This window comes from Streptomyces sp. NPDC110618, assembly GCF_055657065.1.
In genome coordinates this window covers 186,512-203,112 of sequence record NZ_JBVKBN010000013.1, presented here as the reverse complement: position 1 = coordinate 203,112, position 16,601 = coordinate 186,512, and the positions used below count along the sequence as shown (strand labels likewise).

Genomic DNA, 16,601 nt, shown 5'->3' with positions numbered 1-16,601 from the left:
GCGGGTATGGTGCCCGGGTGCTGACTGTGACCTCCGTGAATGTGAACGGGCTGCGTGCTGCCGCGAAGAAGGGCTTCGTGGAGTGGCTGGCCGAGACCTCCGCCGATGTGTTGTGCCTGCAGGAGGTGCGCGCGGAGCCGCAGCAGCTGCCGGAGGCCGTGCGGGCGCCCGAGGGCTGGCATGTCGTGCACGCCCCGGCCGCCGCGAAGGGGCGCGCGGGCGTCTCCCTCTACACTCGTCGCGAGCCCGAGCGCGTCCAGGTCGGCTTCGGATCGAGCGAGTTCGACGGGAGCGGGCGGTACGTCGAGGCCGACCTTCCCGGTGTGACCGTCGCCTCCCTGTATCTTCCCTCCGGCGAGGTCGGGACCGAGCGCCAGGACGAGAAGATCCGCTTCATGGGTGAGTTCCTCGGTTACCTCAAGGAACTGCGCGAGCGTGCCGCCGCCGACGGGCGCGAAGTCGTCGTCTGCGGCGACTGGAACATCGCCCACGAGAAAGCCGACCTGAAGAACTGGCGCGGCAACACCAAGAACTCCGGCTTCCTTCCCGAGGAGCGCGAGTGGCTCGGCCAGGTGCTCGATCCGGCGCAGGGCGGTTACGTCGACGTCGTGCGCTCCCTGCACCCGGACGCCGAGGGGCCGTACAGCTGGTGGTCGTACCGGGGGCGTGCCTTCGACAACGACACGGGCTGGCGCATCGACTACCAGATCGCGACTCCCGGGCTCGCGAGGCGGGCGGTCAAGGGCTTCGTGGAGCGCGCGGCGACGCATGCGGAGCGTTGGTCGGATCATGCGCCGGTGACGGTCGTCTACGAGGAGCGCGTGTAGGCGCACGGTGGGGCGAGTGTGCGCCGGGCGTGCGCTTGCGCGTGGTGGCGCGGGCGTGCGCGCCCTGGGGTGGCGCCCGACTTTCCCGTCGGCTTCCCTCGGGCTGCGCGCGCCACCCGCGTGCGCCGGGGGCGCTTCGAGTGCTGAGTGCGCCCTTGCCTTCCTCTGGACGCGCCCCGCCTCCCCGTGTGCGCCCAGGCACCCGCTCGCGCGCCCCGACGCCTGCTCGCGCGCCCCCGCTACGACCGCTTCCGCAGGCGACGGTCCAGGGCCAGGGACATCTCCGCCTCCACCACGCTCCGGGCCAGGGGGCGCAGACGGGGGAGGTCCTCCTCGGTGCCGTGGCGGAGGATGAGGTTGGCGAAGAGGTCGGCGAGGACGTCGGCGTGGGCGCGCAGTTCCTTGCCCGCCGCCAGCACCTCGGCGAGCGGGATGCCCTCGCGGACCAGGGCCGAGGAGACGTCCAGCAGGCGCCGGCTGATGTGGACGATCTCCTCGCCGTCGGTGGCGAGGTACCCGAGTTCCATGGCGGCGGCGAGGTTCTCCGGGGTGACCTCACCCGCGAAGTGGTCGGCGAGTTCCTCGGGGGTGAGACGGACCGGGGTCTCCTCGGTGGGGGAGTCCATGCCGAGCAGGTCGGCGACGTCGCGGCCGTGGTCGAAGGCCTCGGCCAGTTCGGCGATGCCGCTGAGCGTGTGGCCGCGCTCCAGGAGTGCCGAGATGGTGCGCAGCCGGGCCAGGTGGCGGTCGTCGTACCAGGCGATACGGCCCTCGCGGCGGGGCGGCGGGATGAGTCCGCGTTCGCGGTAGAAGCGCAGGGTGCGCACGGTGATGCCGGCCAGTCGGGCCAGCTCCTCCATGCGGTACTCGCGTCGGCCCTCGGGTTGTCCAGCGTCTTGTGCCACGCCGGAAGCCTATGGCGTACCGGGGGTAACTTTCCTCGGCCCGCCCCCTACCCATGAGTACGGAGCTGCTCTACCCTCCCATTGCGCCAGTATTCACTGGCAGAGTCGCATGGCTGTGGAGGGGCTTCGGGATGACCGGACACGAGCATGTACGGGTGGCGGTGATCGGATCCGGCTTCGGCGGGCTCGGGGCCGCGGTGCGGCTGCGGCGCGAGGGCGTCACCGACTTCGTCGTCCTGGAGCGGGCCTCCAGGGTAGGTGGCACCTGGCGCGACAACAGCTATCCCGGATGCGCCTGCGACGTGCCGTCGCACCTGTACTCCTTCTCCTTCGCGCCCAACCCGGACTGGCCGCGCACCTTCTCCGGCCAGGAGCACATCCGCGCCTACTTGGAACACGTCACGGATACCTTCGGGCTGCGCCCGCACATCCGCTTCGACTCCGAGGTGAAGCGGATGGCCTGGAACGCCGAGCGGCTGTGCTGGGACATCGAGACCACCAGCGGGAACCTCTCCGCCGACGTGGTCGTGTCGGCGACCGGGCCGCTGTCCGACCCCAAGATCCCGGAGATCCCCGGTCTCGACTCCTTCCCCGGCAAGGTCTTCCACTCCGCGCGCTGGGACCACGACTACGACCTGCGCGGCAAGCGCGTCGCCATGGTCGGGACCGGCGCCTCCGCGATCCAGATCGTGCCGGCCATCCAGCCCCTCACCGAGCGGCTCACCCTCTTCCAGCGCACCCCGCCGTGGGTGATGCCGCGCATGGACCGCGCGATCAGCGGCGCGGAGCGCTGGCTGCACCGGCGGCTCCCCTTCACCACCCAGGCCCGGCGCGGGCTGCTGTGGGGGATCCGGGAGCTCCAGGTCCAGGCGTTCACCAAGCACCCGAACGAACTCGGCCTGGTCGAGCGGCTCGCCCGGCAGAACATGGCCCGCGCGATCAAGGATCCCGAGCTGCGCGCCAAGCTCACCCCGGACTACCGCATCGGCTGCAAGCGGATCCTGCTCAGCAGCGAGTACTACCCGGCGATCGCGCAGCCCAATGTGGATGTGGTCGCCAGCGGGCTCGCCGAGGTGCGCGGTTCCACGCTCGTCGCCGCCGACGGCACCGAGGCGGAGGTCGACGCGATCGTCTTCGGCACCGGCTTCCACGTCACCGACATGCCCATCGCCGAACGGGTCGTCGGCGCGGACGGGCGCACGCTCGCCGAGGCGTGGAAGGGCGGCATGCAGGCACTGCGGGGCGCGTCCGCCGCCGGGTTCCCGAACTGGATGACGATCATCGGGCCCAACACCGGACTCGGGAACTCCTCGATGATCCTCATGATCGAGAGCCAGCTCAATTACATGGCGGACTACCTGCGGCAGTTGAACGTCCTCGGCGGACGCGTCGCTCTGGACGCCCGGCCGAGCGCCGTGCACGCCTGGAACCGGCGTGTGCAGGAGCGCATGAAGCGCACCGTGTGGAACACGGGCGGCTGCACAAGCTGGTACCTGGACGCGAGCGGCCGCAACACCACCATCTGGCCCGGCACGACGAGCGAGTTCCGGCGCGCGGTGCGCCGCGTGGATGTCACGGAGTACGCGGTGGTGCGCGCCGTGAGCGCGGACGGCGGCGCCGAGGGGCGCGAGGGCGCGCGAGAAGGCGCCAGCGCGTCCGAAGGGCGCACCAGCGCGAAGAACAGCGCTGGCCAACCCAAAGAGCGCCACAGCGCGAAAAGCAGCGCCTCCCCCACCAAGGGGCGCGAGGGCGCGAACAGCCGCGCCCACGCCGACACAAGCCCCACCGAACAGCGCGAAGGCGCGAACAACAGCGCCCACCCCGCCGAGCACGCCCCCGCCACCCCCACCACCCCCACCACCCCCACCACCCGCCCGGAGGTAGACGCATGAGCCGCCTCACCCACGTCAGCTCCGGCCCCTACGCCCCACCCGCCCCCGCCCGCGAACTCACCGCGACCTCCGCGGACGGCGCGCGCCTGCACGTGGAGGTGCACGGCCCCGACAACGCGCCCCCCGTCGTCCTCGCGCACGGCTGGACCTGCTCCACTGCCTTCTGGGCCGCGCAGATCCGGGAGCTGGCCGCCGACCACCGCGTCATCGCCTACGACCAGCGCGGCCACGGACGCAGCCCGGCGAGCCCGGCCTGCAGCACCGACGCGCTCGCCGACGACCTGGTGGCCGTACTGAAGGCGACGCTGGCGCCCAAGGAGAAGGCGGTGATCGCCGGGCACTCCATGGGCGCGATGACCGTGCTCGCGGCCTCCGCGCGGCCCGCCTTCAAGGAGCACGCGGCCGCCGTGCTGCTGTGCAGTACCGGTGCGTCGCGGCTGGTCGCCGAGTCCACCGTCGTACCGCTGCGGCCGGGGCGGCCGCGGACCTGGCTGACCAGGAAGATCCTGGGGTCGCGGGCGCCGCTCGGGCCGGTCACGCCGCTCGCCCGGCGGATCCTCAAGTACGGGACCATGGGGCCGGGTTCGGCGCCGCACATGGTCGAGGCGTGCGCGCGGATCGTGCACGCCTGTCCGCGGAAGGTACGCCACGCCTGGTCGCAGGTGCTGGACGCGCTCGATCTCGACCACGGCGTACCGCAGTTGACGGTGCCGACCGCGGTCGTCGTCGGCACCGCGGACCGGCTCACGCCGCCCGTGCACGCGCGGTCGCTGGCCGCCGCGCTGCCGGTGTGCACCGGGCTCACCGAGCTGCCCGGGGTCGGGCACATGACGCCGGTGGAGGCGCCGGAGCTGGTGAGCACGAAGATCCGTGAACTCGTCGTCGCCTACGCACAGATCAAGGAGGGCGCATGAGCAGGGTGAGCCTCGAAGGACAGGTCGCCGTCGTCACCGGAGCGGCGCGGGGCGTGGGGGAGCTGCTCGCCCGCAAGCTCTCCGCGCGGGGCGCGAAAGTGGCGCTGGTCGGGCTGGAGGCGGACGCGCTCAAGCAGGTCTCCGAGCGGCTGCACAGCGACAGTGACCACTGGTACGCCGATGTCACCGACCACGAGGCGATGACGAGGGTGGCGAGGGAGGTCAAGGAGCGGTTCGGGAAGGTCGACATCGTCGTGGCCAACGCCGGGGTCGCCTCCGGGGGCCCCTTCGTGGACTCCGATCCGGAGGCGTGGCGGCGGGTCATCGAGGTGAACCTGATCGGATCGGCCGTCACCGCGCGGGCGTTCCTCCCGCTGCTCATGGAGAGCCGCGGCTATCTGCTCCAGATCGCCTCGCTCGCCGCGATCACTCCGGCGCCGATGATGACCGCGTACTGCGCGTCCAAGTCGGGTGTGGAGGCGTACGCGCACAGTCTGCGCGCCGAGGTCGGCTACAAGGGCGTGCGCGTCGGCGTCGGGTACCTGTCCTGGACCGACACGGACATGGTGCGCGGGGCCGATCAGGACGACGTGATGCGGGAGTTGCGGCAGCGGCTGCCGTGGCCGTCGAACAAGACGTACCCGCTCGGGCCCGCGGTCGACCGGATCGTCGCCGGGATCGAGCGGCGCTCGGCGCATGTGTACGGGCAGTGGTGGCTGCGCGGGATGCAGGGCGTGCGCGGATATCTGCCGGGGCTCATCGGGACCGTCGGGCAGCGGGAGATGCGCAGGTTCGCGGGCCGGCTCGACGGCATGCGGATCGGGCTGGTCGGAGCGGGCGGTGCCGCCGACGAGAAGGAGCGCGCTACACAGCGTGACTGATCGACATGCGGAGCGTTACGGCACGTGTGAGTCTGGTCGTGCCCGATCCCCTCACCCATCTTGGGAGTGAAACCGCATGGGCATGAAGGACCAGTTCCAGGACAAGTCCGAGCAGTGGCAGCAGCAGGCCAAGGACAAGATGCAGCAGGCCCGCGAGCGCGGCCAGCAGCAGCGTGGCCAGCAGCGCGACCACGACGAGGACATGGAGCGTTCGCGCCGCGAGGAGCAGGACCGCCTCGATCAGGACTACGACGCCTGACGCCGCGCACCGGTCGTAAAGGGTGCCCCTCCCTGCGGAGGGGCACCCTTTGTCATGCCGTCCGCGGCGGCAGCTTCGGCCGTGTCCGGTCCGGCACGTGCGCGTAGTCGGGCGGACTCGCCGGCGGGTTCGTCTCCAGCAGCTCCAGGGCGAGCTGCACCGCGTCGTCGAGCTGGGCGTGGCGGCCCTCCGCCCAGTCCAGCGGGGTGCGCAGGATCTCCAGGTCGGGGATGACGCCCTTGTTCTCGATGGACCAGCCGTACGCGTCGAACCAGGCGGCGTTCATCGGCACCGTGATCACCGTGCCGTCGCCCAGCTGGTGGCGGCCGGTCATGCCGACGACCCCGCCCCAGGTGCGCTGCCCGACGACCGGGCCCAGCTTGAGCAGTTTGAAGGCGGCCGTGATCATGTCGCCGTCGGAGGAGGTCGCCTCGTCGGCGAGGGCGACGATGGGGCCGCGCGGGGCGTTGGAGGCGTAGGAGACGGGCTGGGCGTTGCGGGTGAGATCCCAGCCGAGGATCGTGCGGGTGAGTTTCTCCACGACGAGTTCGCTGATGTGGCCGCCCGCGTTGCCGCGTACGTCGACGATGAGGGCGGGCCGGGAGACCTCCATGCGCAGATCGCGGTTGAACTGGGCCCAGCCGGAGCCGCCCATGTCCGGGATGTGCAGATAGCCGCATTTCCCGCCGCTCAACTCCCGGACGACCTCGCGGCGTTTGGCGACCCAGTCCTGGTAGCGCAGGGGCCGTTCGTCGATCAGCGGGACCACGGCGACCCGGCGGGAGCGGCCCTCGCCCTCCATGGGAGTGAAGGTCAGCTCCACGGTCGTACCGCCCGTTCCCGCGAGCAGGGGATACGGGCCCGCCACCGGGTCCACCGGGCGTCCGTCGACGTGGGTGAGGACGGCGCCCTCGCGGATGCCGGTGCCCGCCAGCGGGGAGCGGGCCTTGGAGTCGGAGGAGTCGCCGGGCAGGATCCGGCGCACCGTCCAGCCGCCTTCGCGCCGTACGAAGTTGGCGCCGAGCAGGCCCTGGCGGCGCTGGTAGTGGGGCGGACCCTCGTTGCGGCGGGCCGCGGCGACGTAGGCGTGGGAGGTGCCGAGCTCGCCGAGGACCTCGCGGAGCAGGTCGGCGAACTCGTCGGGGGAGGCGACGCGGTCGACGAGCGGCCGGTACTGGGCGAGCACCGCGTCCCAGTCGATGCCGCACATGCCGGGGTCCCAGAAGTAGGCGCGGATCAGGCGGCCCGCCTCCTCGTAGGACTGGCGCCACTCGGCGGCCGGGTCGGCGTGGTGGACGATGCGGCGGGCGTCGATCCAGACCGTGGAGTCGCTGTCGCCCGGCTCGGTTGCGGGGACCGCGCGCAGGTCGCCCTCGTCGACGACGACCAGGCGGCTGCCGTCGCCGCTGACCGCGAACCAGTCCAGGTGGTCGACGAGTTCGGACTTCTTGGCCTTGCTGATGGAGAAGTGCTCCAGGGTGGGCCGGCCGCTGGTGTCGTCGGGGTTGGCGAAGGTCTCGCCGAGCGCCCCGGAGATCGGCCAGCGCAGCCAGACCAGGCCGCCGCCGGCCACCGGGCAGAGCGCGGAGTACTTGGAGGCGGCGACCGGGAACGGCGTCACCCGGCTCTCCAGCCCTTCGATCTCCACGGTCACCGTGCCGCCCTCGCCGCCCTCGTCCTCCACCGGGTCCAGTCCCCCGGCCGCCGGGCGGCCCTCGGGGCTGAGTGCGAACGGGCTCGGTGTCGCCGACGACAGCGGCACCAGGTAGGGGCGGCAGCCGAGCGGGAAGGACAGGTCGCCGGTGTGGACGTCGTAGACCGGATCGAAGCCGCGCCAGGACAGGAAGGCGAGATAGCGGCCGTCGCTGGTGAAGACCGGGTTCTCGTCCTCGAAGCGGCCGTTGGTGACGTCGACGATCAACCGGTCCTTGATGCGGGCCATCTTGATCTGCCGCAGGGAGCGTCCGATGCCCGGGTGGGACCAGGTCAGCCAGCCGCCGTCGGGGGAGAAGGCGAGGTCGCGGACGGGGCCGTTGATGGACCGGATCAGCTCGGTGACCTCGCCGTTGGAGTCCTCGGTGGCGTCCAGGAGAAGGAGCCGTCCGTCGTGCGCGGCCATGGCCAGGCGTTCGCCCTGCGGGTCGGAGACCAGTTCGAGGACCCGGCCGAGTTCGCCGGAGGCCAGCCGGCGCGGTTCGCGGTCGCCGGTCGCGCGGGGCAGGTAGGCGATCTCGACGGCGTCCTCGCCCTCGGCGTCGGTGATGTAGGCGACCTGGCCGGCCGGGCCGAGCATCTCCGGGAGCCGGACCCGTACGCCCGGCGTGTCGGCGATGGTGCGCGCGGGGCCGTCGCGGTGGGTGAGCCAGTACAGGCTCCCGCGCACGACGACGGCGCTGGCACGGCCGGTCTCGTCGACGGAGATCCCGTCGACGTGCTGGGCGGCGGGCACCTGGTAGCGGCGCCGCCCCGCGCGGGGGCCGCTGAGTCGTACGTCCAGCCTGCGCGGTTCGGCTGCGGGGTCGTCGAGGCTGTCGAGGATCCACAGCTCGCCCGCGCACTGGTAGACCACGCGCGTGCCGTCACTGGCGGCGTGCCGCGCGTAGAAGGCGTCGTGGTCGGTGTGGCGGCGCAGGCCGGAGCCGTCGTAGGCGCAGGAGTAGAGGTTGCCGACGCCCTCGTGGTCGGAGAGGAAGGCGATCCGGCCGCCGACGAACATGGGGCAGGCGAGGTGGCCTTCGAGGTCGGCAAGCAGCCGTTCGCCGTGGAACCACAGACGGCCCATGGCGCCGCCCCGGTAGCGTTTCCAGGAGGCGGGTTCGTGCGGCGGGGTGCCGGTGAGCAGCAGGGTCTTGCGTTCCCCGTCGAGGTCGGCGACCTGGATGTCGCTGACGGGACCCCAGGGCAGTTTCCGGCCGGGGGAGCCGTCGGGGGTGACCTTGTAGGCCCAGGTGTAGTACGAGAAGGGCTCGCCGTGGGAGGCGACGGCGAGGATGTCGCCGTCCGGGGTCCAGCCGGTGACCTGGGTGTCGGCGGTGCCCCAGTGGCTGAGCTGCCGCGCGGGGCCGCCGTCGGCCGGGACCAGGTGGATCTCGGGGTCCAGGGTGCGCCAGCTGGTGTACGCGATGTGCGTGCCGTCGGGGGAGAAGCGGGGGTGGCCCGCCTTGGTGCGGTCGACGGTGAGCCGCCAGGCGCGGCCGGGTTCGTCCAGTCGGGTCAGCCAGAGGTCGTCCTCGCTCACGAAGCACAGCAGGTCGCCGTTGATGTGGGGCATACGCAGGTAGCTCACCTCCTCATGCTTTTCCGGGGGATGGGCGCGGGCAACTTGTGACGGGGAACCCGGGACCGCCCGGGAGGAACCGGACCGCGTGAGCCAGCACACGTACGAAACCGTTTCGTTTCGCTAGGGGTCTGGGGTACATTCCTTGTGTACGAAACCGTGTCGTTCGCGGGGGCCTCCCCGGCTCCCGGCCGACGGCGCGGTGGATCGGACAGCCGGACGGCGGAGAGGAGAGTGCACCATGGCCGAGGTTGCAACCGCGCGCCGCAGCCGGATCACGCCCGAGCGCGAGGCCGAGCTGTACGGGGCCGTGCTCGACCTGCTCCGCGAGGTCGGTTACGACGCCCTCACCATGGACGCGGTCGCCACGCGCACCAAGTCCAGCAAGGCCACGCTCTACCGCCAGTGGGGCGGCAAGGCCGAACTGGTGGCCAAGGCCGTACGGCACAGCAAGCCGGGCGGCATCGGGCTCGGCGACATCGACACCGGGTCCCTCAAGGGCGACCTGCACGCCCTCACCCTGCGCTCGGACGACTGCGAGATGGAGCAGAACTCCGCGCTGATGCGGGGGCTCGCGATGGCCGTGCACAGCAACCCGGATCTGCTGGCGACGTTCCGGGAGCACCTGATCGAACCCGAGATGGCGGAGTTCCGTCGAGTGGTGCAGAGAGCGATCGACCGGGGCGAGGTCCGTGCGGACAACCCCGCGATCGACTACATGATGCACATGATGCTCGGCGGGTTCGCCGCCCGGACGCTCATCGACGAGCTGCCACCCACGCAGGAATTCCTGCTGTCCTACATCGACGCCGTGGTCCTCCCCGCCCTCGGCGCCTCCCACGACTGACCGGCCCTCCCGGCCGGCGCCTCCCCAGCAAGCCCTCCACCTGACGTCACCGCTCACGTCGCCGGGCTGACCCACCCTGCCCTGAACCCACCTCGTTCACGGGCTGATCCACCCTGCCCTGCACACCCCCACGACATGACCGGGAGTACGCCTCCGTGGCCACGTTCCTCTACCGACTGGGCCGTCTCGCCTTCCGGCGCCGGCACTTCGTCGCCCTCATATGGGTGGCCCTGCTGACGCTCGCCGGCGTCGGCGCGGCCTCCGCGCCCGCCGCGGGCACCTCGTCCTTCTCCATCCCCGGCACCGAGGCCCAGAAGGCCTTCGACCTGCTGGAGGAGCGCTTCCCCGGCTCCAGCGCCGACGGAGCGACCGCCCGGGTCGTCTTCCAGGCACCCAAGGGCGACAAGCTCGCCGACGCCGGGCACAAGTCCGCCGTCCAGCAGGCCGTCAAGGAGCTCGGCAACGGCTCCGAGGTCGTCTCCGTCACCGACCCCTTCGAGACGAAGTCCGTCTCCAAGGACGGCCGCGTCGGCTACGCCCAGGTCCGCTACGAGGTCTCCGGCATGGAACTGGAGGACTCCTCCAAGGAAGCCCTGGAACACGCCGCCGACGAGGCCCGCGAGAGCGGCCTGACCGTGGAGATCGGCGGTGACGCGCTCCAGGCCACGCCCGAGACCGGCTCCACCGAGATCATCGGCATCGCGGTCGCCGCCGTCGTCCTCGTCATCACCCTGGGCTCGCTGGTCGCGGCCGGACTGCCGCTGCTGACCGCCCTGATCGGCGTCGGGATCGGCGTCTCCGCCATCACCGCCCTCGCCAACGCGCTCGAACTCGGCTCCACCACCGGCACCCTGGCCACGATGATCGGCCTTGCCGTCGGTATCGACTACGCCCTGTTCATCGTCTCCCGCTACCGCGCCGAACTCGCCGAGGGCCGCAGCCGCGAGGAGGCCGTCGGCCGCGCCACCGGCACCGCGGGCTCCGCGGTCGTCTTCGCCGGCCTCACCGTCGTGATCGCACTGGTCGGCCTGTCGGTCGTCAACATCCCGATGCTGACCAAGATGGGCATCGCGGCCGCCGGAACCGTCGTCATCGCGGTCCTGATCGCCCTGACCATGATCCCGGCGCTGCTCGGGTACGCGGGCCGCAAGGTGCAGCCCGCGGGGGAGAAGAGCAAGCTGCTCGGCCGCAGGAAGAAGACCTCGGACGGGCCGGCCAAGCCCAACATGGGCACCCGCTGGGCGAGCTTCGTCGTGCGCCGCCCCGTCGTCGTACTGCTGTTCGGTGTCATCGGCCTCGGCGCCGCCGCCGTACCGGTCGCCTCCCTGGAACTGGGCCTGCCCGACGACGGCTCCCAGCCCACCTCCACCACCCAGCGCCGCGCCTACGACCTGCTCTCCGAGGGCTTCGGCCCCGGCTTCAACGGCCCCCTGATGGTCGTCGGTGACGCCAAGGGCAGCGCCGACCCCAAGGCCGCCGCCACCGAGGTGGCCGACGAGATCAAGGACCTGGACGGCGTCGTCACGGTCACCCCGGCGACCTTCAACAAGCCCGGGGACACCTTCACCATCACCGTGATCCCCGACTCCAAGCCCTCCTCCACCGAGACCGAGGACCTGGTCCACGCCATCCGCGACACCGGCGCCGGCATCAAGGCCGACACCGACACCGAGGTGCTGGTCAGCGGTAGCACGGCGATGAACATCGACTTCTCGCAGAAGATGAACGACGCGCTGATCCCGTACCTCGCGCTCGTCGTGGGCCTGGCCTTCCTGCTGCTGATCGCGGTGTTCCGGTCGATCCTCGTCCCGCTGAAGGCGGCGCTCGGCTTCCTGCTGAGCGTGCTCGCCGCACTCGGCGCCGTCGTCGCGGTCTTCCAGTGGGGCTGGCTGTCCGGCCTGATGGGCGTGGAGGAGACCGGACCGATCATGTCGATGATGCCGATCTTCATGGTCGGCGTGGTCTTCGGCCTCGCGATGGACTACGAGGTCTTCCTCGTGACCCGGATGCGTGAGGCGTACGTCCACGGCGAGACCCCCGGCCAGGCCGTGGTCACCGGCTTCCGGCACGGGGCGCGGGTCGTCACCGCCGCCGCGGTGATCATGATGGCGGTCTTCGCGGGCTTCATCGGCTCCTCCGAGTCGATGGTCAAGATGATCGGCTTCGGCCTCGCCATCGCCGTCTTCTTCGACGCCTTCGTGGTCCGTATGGCGATCGTCCCGGCGGTTCTTGCCCTGCTCGGCAAGCGGGCCTGGTGGCTGCCCAAGTGGCTGGACCGCGCCCTGCCCAACGTCGACGTCGAGGGCGAGGGCCTGAGGGCCGCCGAGGAGGACTCCCGCGACTCCCGCGCGGAGGACGACGACAAGGAACTCGTACGCGCGTGACGTACGGCTCCTGACAAGGACCAGCCGGTGAGGGCCAGCGTGGGGACGGTGGCGCCCTCACCGGCTGCTTGTTTCGTACGGCCGTTTGATCCGTACGGCCTGTCCGGCTGCGCGGCTGCGCGGCTGTACGGCCGTTCGGCAGGGGCCGCAATACGGTCGCGTGCCCGGTACACGTACCGCTAGCGTGCCCGCATGACGTCTGCCGATGCTTCCACCGAGGCCCACCCCAGGTTCGCCGCCGCTCTGGACGCGCTGGGGCTCGGATCAGTCCTCGCGCAGGTCCGGCGCTTCCCGGAGGCCACCCGGACCGCCGAGGAGGCCGCCGCCGCGATCGGCTGCGCACTGAGCCAGATCTGCAAGTCCCTGATCTTCGCCGCCGACGGCGAGCCCGTCCTCGTCCTCATGGACGGCGCCTCCCACGTCGACGTGGAGCTGGTGCGCCGCGAACTCGGCGCCGAGAAGGTCACCCGGGCCAAGGCGGACGTCGTACGGGAGACCACCGGTTACGCCATCGGCGGCGTCCCGCCCTTCGGGCACCGCACCCGCACCAGGGTCCTCGCCGACCGCTCGCTGCTCGACCACGACGTGGTCTGGGCCGCCGCGGGCACGCCGTACACCGTCTTCCCCATGGAGCCCAAGTCCCTGATCGCCCACGCCGGCGGCACTTTGGTGGACGTGCGCGAGCGCACCGCGTGACACCCCTGGTCGCCACGGCCGTGCTGCTCGCCGCGGTCACGCACGCGGGCTGGAACGCCCTCGCCCACCACATCCCCGACAAGCTCGTCGGCTTCACCCTGATCTCCGGGGGCGGGATGCTGATCGGGCTGGCGGCAATGCCGTTCACGCCGCTCCCGGCGGCCGGGGCGTGGCCGTACCTGTTCTGCTCCGCGGCGATCCACATGGCGTACTACGCCCTGCTGATGAGGTCCTTCCGGCTCGGCGACTTCGGCCAGGCCTACCCCATCGCGCGCGGTACGGCACCCCTGGTCGTCACCGTGCTGGCGGCTGTGTTCGCGCACGAGGTCCCCGACGGCTGGGCGGCCACCGGCGTCGCCGTCTCCTGCGCGGGACTGACCGGGGTCGCGCTGTGGGGGCTGCGCGGGCGGCGGCCCAACTGGGCAGCGCTCGGCGCCGCGGTCGCGACCGGCCTGACCATCGCCGCCTACACGGTCGTCGACGGCCTCGGCGTACGCGCCTCGGGCACCTCCCTCGGCTACATCGCCTGGCTCATGGCCGTGCAGGGCGTGGTCATCCCCGCGTACGCGGCCTGGCGCTGGCGCTCCGACGCGGTCGCGGTGCTACGGCCCCACGCCGCGCTCGGCCTGCTCGGCGCCGCCCTGTCGGTGGCCGCCTACGCCCTGGTCCTGTGGGCCCAGACCCGGGCCGCACTGGCGCCGATCGCCGCGCTCCGGGAATCCTCGATCATCGTGGGAGCGGCCATCGGCGCGGTGTTCTTCAAGGAGAGGTTCGGAGCGCCGCGGATCGTGGCCGCGGCGCTGGTGGTGGCGGGGATCGGGTTGATGCTGCGGGCCGGGTAGGCGCCGGCGGCCGGGCCTTGCGCGCCGGTCGGACGGGGGCGGGCCTTGTGGGGCCTTGTCCGCTGGTCGGGCGCGCCTCTCGTCAGGCCCGGGGTGTCGGGCGTACGGCGACCGCGTCGAGCTCGAAGAGCATCCCGGGGAGGGCGAGGGCGGCGACTCCGCTCAGGGTCTGGGCGGGGAGGCGGTCGCCGAAGCGGGCGGCGAGCGCCTTGCCGAGCACCTCCAGCTTCGAGGGGTCGTGGTCGACGATGAAGGTGCCGAGCCGCACCACGTGCTCGAAGCCGAGGCCCACGGCCTCCAGCGCCGAGCGCAGACGGTCGAAGGCGAGCTCCACCTGGGTGGCGAAGTCACCGGGGACCGGCGCGCCGGAGGCGTCGGAAGCGTACTGGCCGGCGATGTGGACGGTCTCGCCGGGTGCGGAGACGGCGTGGCTGTACCCGAAGGGGGTCGGGTCGTGGAGCGTGGACGGGTTGGTGATCGTGCGCTCGTCGGACGTCATGATCCACTCAACGCCCCGGGCCCGGGGGCGCATTCCGTGCGGCTGCGGTGGTGCGGAAGGTGGCTGGAGGAGCACCCTGGAATCAGGTGTTCCGGAGGTGATCGTCATGATGCACACCACAGTCGGCTGGCACGTCGACATGGAGTTCAGCGAGGACGAGCGGCACACGCGCGCGGCGGCGATGGTGCGCCTGCCCGACGGCACGGAAGTACGGGCCCAGGGGCATGCCAGCCGCCACCACACCGACCAGAATCAGCCACGGGTCGGTGAGGAGATCGCGGGTGCGCGGGCGCTGAACGAACTCGCCATGCAGCTTCTGACGAAGGCGCACGGGGAGATCGACGCGGTTTCCGGGCGGACGTCGCATCCGATTCATGCGTGAGGAGTGAGGGAGTGCACTGAGGGGCGCGGGGCGCTCGATGGCTGTCGAGCGCCGGGCGTGTTCCGGGTACGCGGGGCGTGCGCGAAGGTGTGCGCGCCCCGCGACGTGCTTTTCTACGCGCCCCTGGTGAGCGACTCGCGCACCGCACGGACCAGCGCCTGGGCGCGCGGGTCGGCGGTCACCGTCTTGCGGAAGCCGTTCGTGACATAGCCGAACGCGATCCCGGACGCCGGGTCGGCGAAACCGAGGGAGCCGCCGCGGCCGGGGTGACCGAAGGAGTCGGGGGACAGGAACGGGGACGCGCTGCCGTGCAGCATGAACCCGAGGCCGAAGCGGGTGTTCACCACCAGGACGCGGTCCGGCCCCGCGGACTCCTCCGCGCGGGCGAGCTCCGCCGTGGCCTCGTCGAACAGGCGCACCCCGTCCACCTCGCCGATGAGCGCCGCGTATATACGGGCGAGTCCGTCGGCGGTGGCTATGCCGTTGGTGGCGGGCAGCGCGGACGCCCGGTACGCCGGTTCGTTCTGCTCCGGGAAGGGTGTGATCGCGGCGAAGGCGCGGCGCGTGAGGGAGTCCGGGTCGGTGTAGGCGGCGGTCACCGAGCGCTTGGGGCGGGCGCGCAGGACGGCCCCGGCCGGCGGCTCGGGCCCCTCGATGTTTCCTACGCGCCCCGCACGCCCCGCGCTCTCCTCGGCGGCCGGGAGCCCGAGCCAGAAGTCGGCGCCGAGCGGTCCGGCGATCTCGGCCGCGATCCACTCGCCCGCGCTCTGCCCGGTGATCCGGCGCACGATCTCGTCGAGCATCCAGCCGTAGGTCAGCGCGTGATAGCCGTGCGCGCTCCCCGGCTCCCACACGGGCGCCTGCGCGGCCACGGCCTCGGGCCCGCGCGCCGGATCGAGCGCCTCCTCGGGAGTGAGCGGGCGGTCGAGCACCGGCAGCCCGGCTTGGTGGTTGAGCACCTGCCGGACCGTCACCCGCTCCTTGCCCCGCGCCTTGAACTCCGGCCAGTACTCACCCACCGGCGCGTCCAGGTCCAGCAGCCCGCGCTGGTGCAGAAGCAGGAGTACGGCGGCGGCCACGCCCTTGGTCGCCGAGCGCACGACCTGCGCCGTTCCCCGCTGCCAGGGGTCGGTGCCGTCGACGTCCTTGGCACCCGCCCACAGGTCGACGACCCTCCGCCCGTCCCGGTAGACGGCGACTGCCGCGCCCCGCTCCCCGAGGGTGGCGAAGTTCCGCGCGAACGCCTCTCCGACCGGCTCGAAGCCCTCGGCCACTGTGCCGTTCACGTCCACGTCCGTACTCCTTCGTGCCCTGCTCAGGTGAAGCTGTCTCCCTCTCACCCAAGCAGGATGGAGACGTCGATGTTCCCGCGGGTCGCGTTCGAGTAGGGGCAGACCTCGTGGGCGGCGTCCACCAGCTTCGTTGCGACCTCCGGGTCCAGCACCGGCAGGGAGACGTTGAGGGCGACCGCGAGCCCGTAACCGCGCTGCTTGTTGGGGCCGATGCCGACCTTCGCGGCGACGGTGGAGCCGGACAGGTCGTAACCGGCGCGGCGTCCGACCAGGACCAGCGCGTTGTGGAAGCAGGCGCTGAAGCCGGCGGCGAACAGCTGCTCGGGGTTGGTGCCGTTGCCGTCGCCGCCGAGCTGCGGCGGCATCGCCACGCGCAGTTCCAGGTGGCCGTCCTGACTGGTCACGTAGCCGTCCCTGCCGCCGTGCGCGGTGGCCTCGGCGACATACATGATCTTGGTGGGACGGGTGTCGACAGCGGTGCCCTCGGTCAAGGTCGTCGCCTCCCGGAAAGAGTGTGCGTGATTACATCGTGCACAAGGTACTGGCCGGTAGGTGGTGGTGGTGAGGGCAGGGGGTGGCAACCGGGGGTAACGCCGGGGTGAGGGGGTGAGCGCAGGCGCGTGATGCCTGCCTGGCGCCCCGGCGTGTGAGCCCTGGCACGGAAAGGCCGCGTGCGCGGCCCCGGCAGGCGACGGTCAGTGTGC

Annotated in this window: 15 protein-coding genes; 10 read left to right on the top strand and 5 right to left on the bottom strand. The window is 71.9% G+C overall.

What is annotated here, in order from left to right; genetic code table 11:
• Positions 1 to 17 precede the first annotated feature (17 nt).
• Positions 18 to 827: an exodeoxyribonuclease III gene (locus ACZ7L7_RS23065; protein WP_285515233.1), complete on the top strand. Its 810-nt coding sequence runs from the start codon at positions 18 to 20 to the stop codon at positions 825 to 827.
• Between the two features lie 239 nt (positions 828 to 1,066).
• Here ACZ7L7_RS23065 and ACZ7L7_RS23060 read toward each other — a convergent pair whose 3' ends face one another.
• Positions 1,067 to 1,687: a MerR family transcriptional regulator gene (locus ACZ7L7_RS23060; RefSeq protein WP_093721731.1), complete on the bottom strand. Its 621-nt coding sequence runs from the start codon at positions 1,685 to 1,687 to the stop codon at positions 1,067 to 1,069.
• A gap of 176 nt (positions 1,688 to 1,863) precedes the next feature.
• Between ACZ7L7_RS23060 and ACZ7L7_RS23055 the strand changes: the two genes are divergently transcribed.
• The 4 genes from ACZ7L7_RS23055 (at position 1,864) to ACZ7L7_RS23040 (ending at position 5,678) form a co-directional block, all read left to right on the top strand.
• Complete coding sequence (locus tag ACZ7L7_RS23055; protein ID WP_285515234.1) at positions 1,864 to 3,624, top strand: flavin-containing monooxygenase; 1,761 nt, start codon at positions 1,864 to 1,866, stop codon at positions 3,622 to 3,624.
• Positions 3,621 to 4,538: an alpha/beta fold hydrolase gene (locus tag ACZ7L7_RS23050; RefSeq protein ID WP_285515235.1), complete on the top strand. Its 918-nt coding sequence runs from the start codon at positions 3,621 to 3,623 to the stop codon at positions 4,536 to 4,538. The genes ACZ7L7_RS23055 and ACZ7L7_RS23050 overlap by 4 nt, the downstream gene beginning before the upstream one ends.
• Positions 4,535 to 5,419 (top strand): SDR family oxidoreductase, encoded by an 885-nt coding sequence (locus tag ACZ7L7_RS23045; RefSeq protein ID WP_285515236.1) that lies wholly within the window; start codon positions 4,535 to 4,537, stop codon positions 5,417 to 5,419. The genes ACZ7L7_RS23050 and ACZ7L7_RS23045 overlap by 4 nt, the downstream gene beginning before the upstream one ends.
• Before the next feature lie 76 nt (positions 5,420 to 5,495).
• Positions 5,496 to 5,678, top strand: coding sequence for a hypothetical protein (locus tag ACZ7L7_RS23040; protein WP_285515237.1), 183 nt, complete (start codon positions 5,496 to 5,498; stop codon positions 5,676 to 5,678).
• Positions 5,679 to 5,730: 52 nt separating this feature from the next.
• On the opposite strand, the gene ACZ7L7_RS23035 is transcribed toward ACZ7L7_RS23040, so the two are convergent.
• Positions 5,731 to 8,964 carry a S41 family peptidase gene (locus ACZ7L7_RS23035; protein ID WP_285515238.1) on the bottom strand — a complete coding sequence of 1,078 codons (3,234 nt, stop codon included), beginning with the start codon at positions 8,962 to 8,964 and terminating at the stop codon, positions 5,731 to 5,733.
• A gap of 232 nt (positions 8,965 to 9,196) precedes the next feature.
• Here ACZ7L7_RS23035 and ACZ7L7_RS23030 point away from each other — a divergent pair, with 232 nt between their 5' ends.
• From ACZ7L7_RS23030 to ACZ7L7_RS23015, 4 genes are all read left to right on the top strand, one after another.
• Positions 9,197 to 9,802 carry a TetR/AcrR family transcriptional regulator gene (locus tag ACZ7L7_RS23030; RefSeq protein WP_472076978.1) on the top strand — a complete coding sequence of 202 codons (606 nt, stop codon included), beginning with the start codon at positions 9,197 to 9,199 and terminating at the stop codon, positions 9,800 to 9,802.
• A 155-nt stretch (positions 9,803 to 9,957) separates the two neighbouring features.
• Positions 9,958 to 12,186 carry an MMPL family transporter gene (locus ACZ7L7_RS23025; RefSeq protein ID WP_285515240.1) on the top strand — a complete coding sequence of 743 codons (2,229 nt, stop codon included), beginning with the start codon at positions 9,958 to 9,960 and terminating at the stop codon, positions 12,184 to 12,186.
• A gap of 192 nt (positions 12,187 to 12,378) precedes the next feature.
• Complete coding sequence (locus tag ACZ7L7_RS23020) at positions 12,379 to 12,882, top strand: YbaK/EbsC family protein (protein ID WP_472076976.1); 504 nt, start codon at positions 12,379 to 12,381, stop codon at positions 12,880 to 12,882.
• Positions 12,879 to 13,724, top strand: coding sequence for an EamA family transporter (locus ACZ7L7_RS23015; RefSeq protein WP_471430690.1), 846 nt, complete (start codon positions 12,879 to 12,881; stop codon positions 13,722 to 13,724). The genes ACZ7L7_RS23020 and ACZ7L7_RS23015 overlap by 4 nt, the downstream gene beginning before the upstream one ends.
• Positions 13,725 to 13,806: 82 nt before the next feature.
• On the opposite strand, the gene ACZ7L7_RS23010 is transcribed toward ACZ7L7_RS23015, so the two are convergent.
• The gene (locus ACZ7L7_RS23010) at positions 13,807 to 14,223 is read right to left on the bottom strand and encodes a RidA family protein (protein ID WP_471430689.1); all 417 of its coding nucleotides are present in this window, start codon (positions 14,221 to 14,223) and stop codon (positions 13,807 to 13,809) included.
• Between the two features lie 106 nt (positions 14,224 to 14,329).
• On the opposite strand from ACZ7L7_RS23010, the gene ACZ7L7_RS23005 reads away from it, so the two are divergent.
• Positions 14,330 to 14,605, top strand: coding sequence for a DUF1876 domain-containing protein (locus ACZ7L7_RS23005; protein WP_285515244.1), 276 nt, complete (start codon positions 14,330 to 14,332; stop codon positions 14,603 to 14,605).
• Positions 14,606 to 14,718: 113 nt separating this feature from the next.
• Here ACZ7L7_RS23005 and ACZ7L7_RS23000 read toward each other — a convergent pair whose 3' ends face one another.
• Together ACZ7L7_RS23000 and ACZ7L7_RS22995 are read right to left on the bottom strand one after the other, a co-directional pair.
• The gene (locus ACZ7L7_RS23000; protein ID WP_472076974.1) at positions 14,719 to 15,897 is read right to left on the bottom strand and encodes a serine hydrolase domain-containing protein; all 1,179 of its coding nucleotides are present in this window, start codon (positions 15,895 to 15,897) and stop codon (positions 14,719 to 14,721) included.
• A 44-nt stretch (positions 15,898 to 15,941) separates the two neighbouring features.
• Positions 15,942 to 16,388 (bottom strand): organic hydroperoxide resistance protein, encoded by a 447-nt coding sequence (locus tag ACZ7L7_RS22995; RefSeq protein ID WP_285515246.1) that lies wholly within the window; start codon positions 16,386 to 16,388, stop codon positions 15,942 to 15,944.
• Between the last annotated feature and the right edge of the window lie 213 nt (positions 16,389 to 16,601).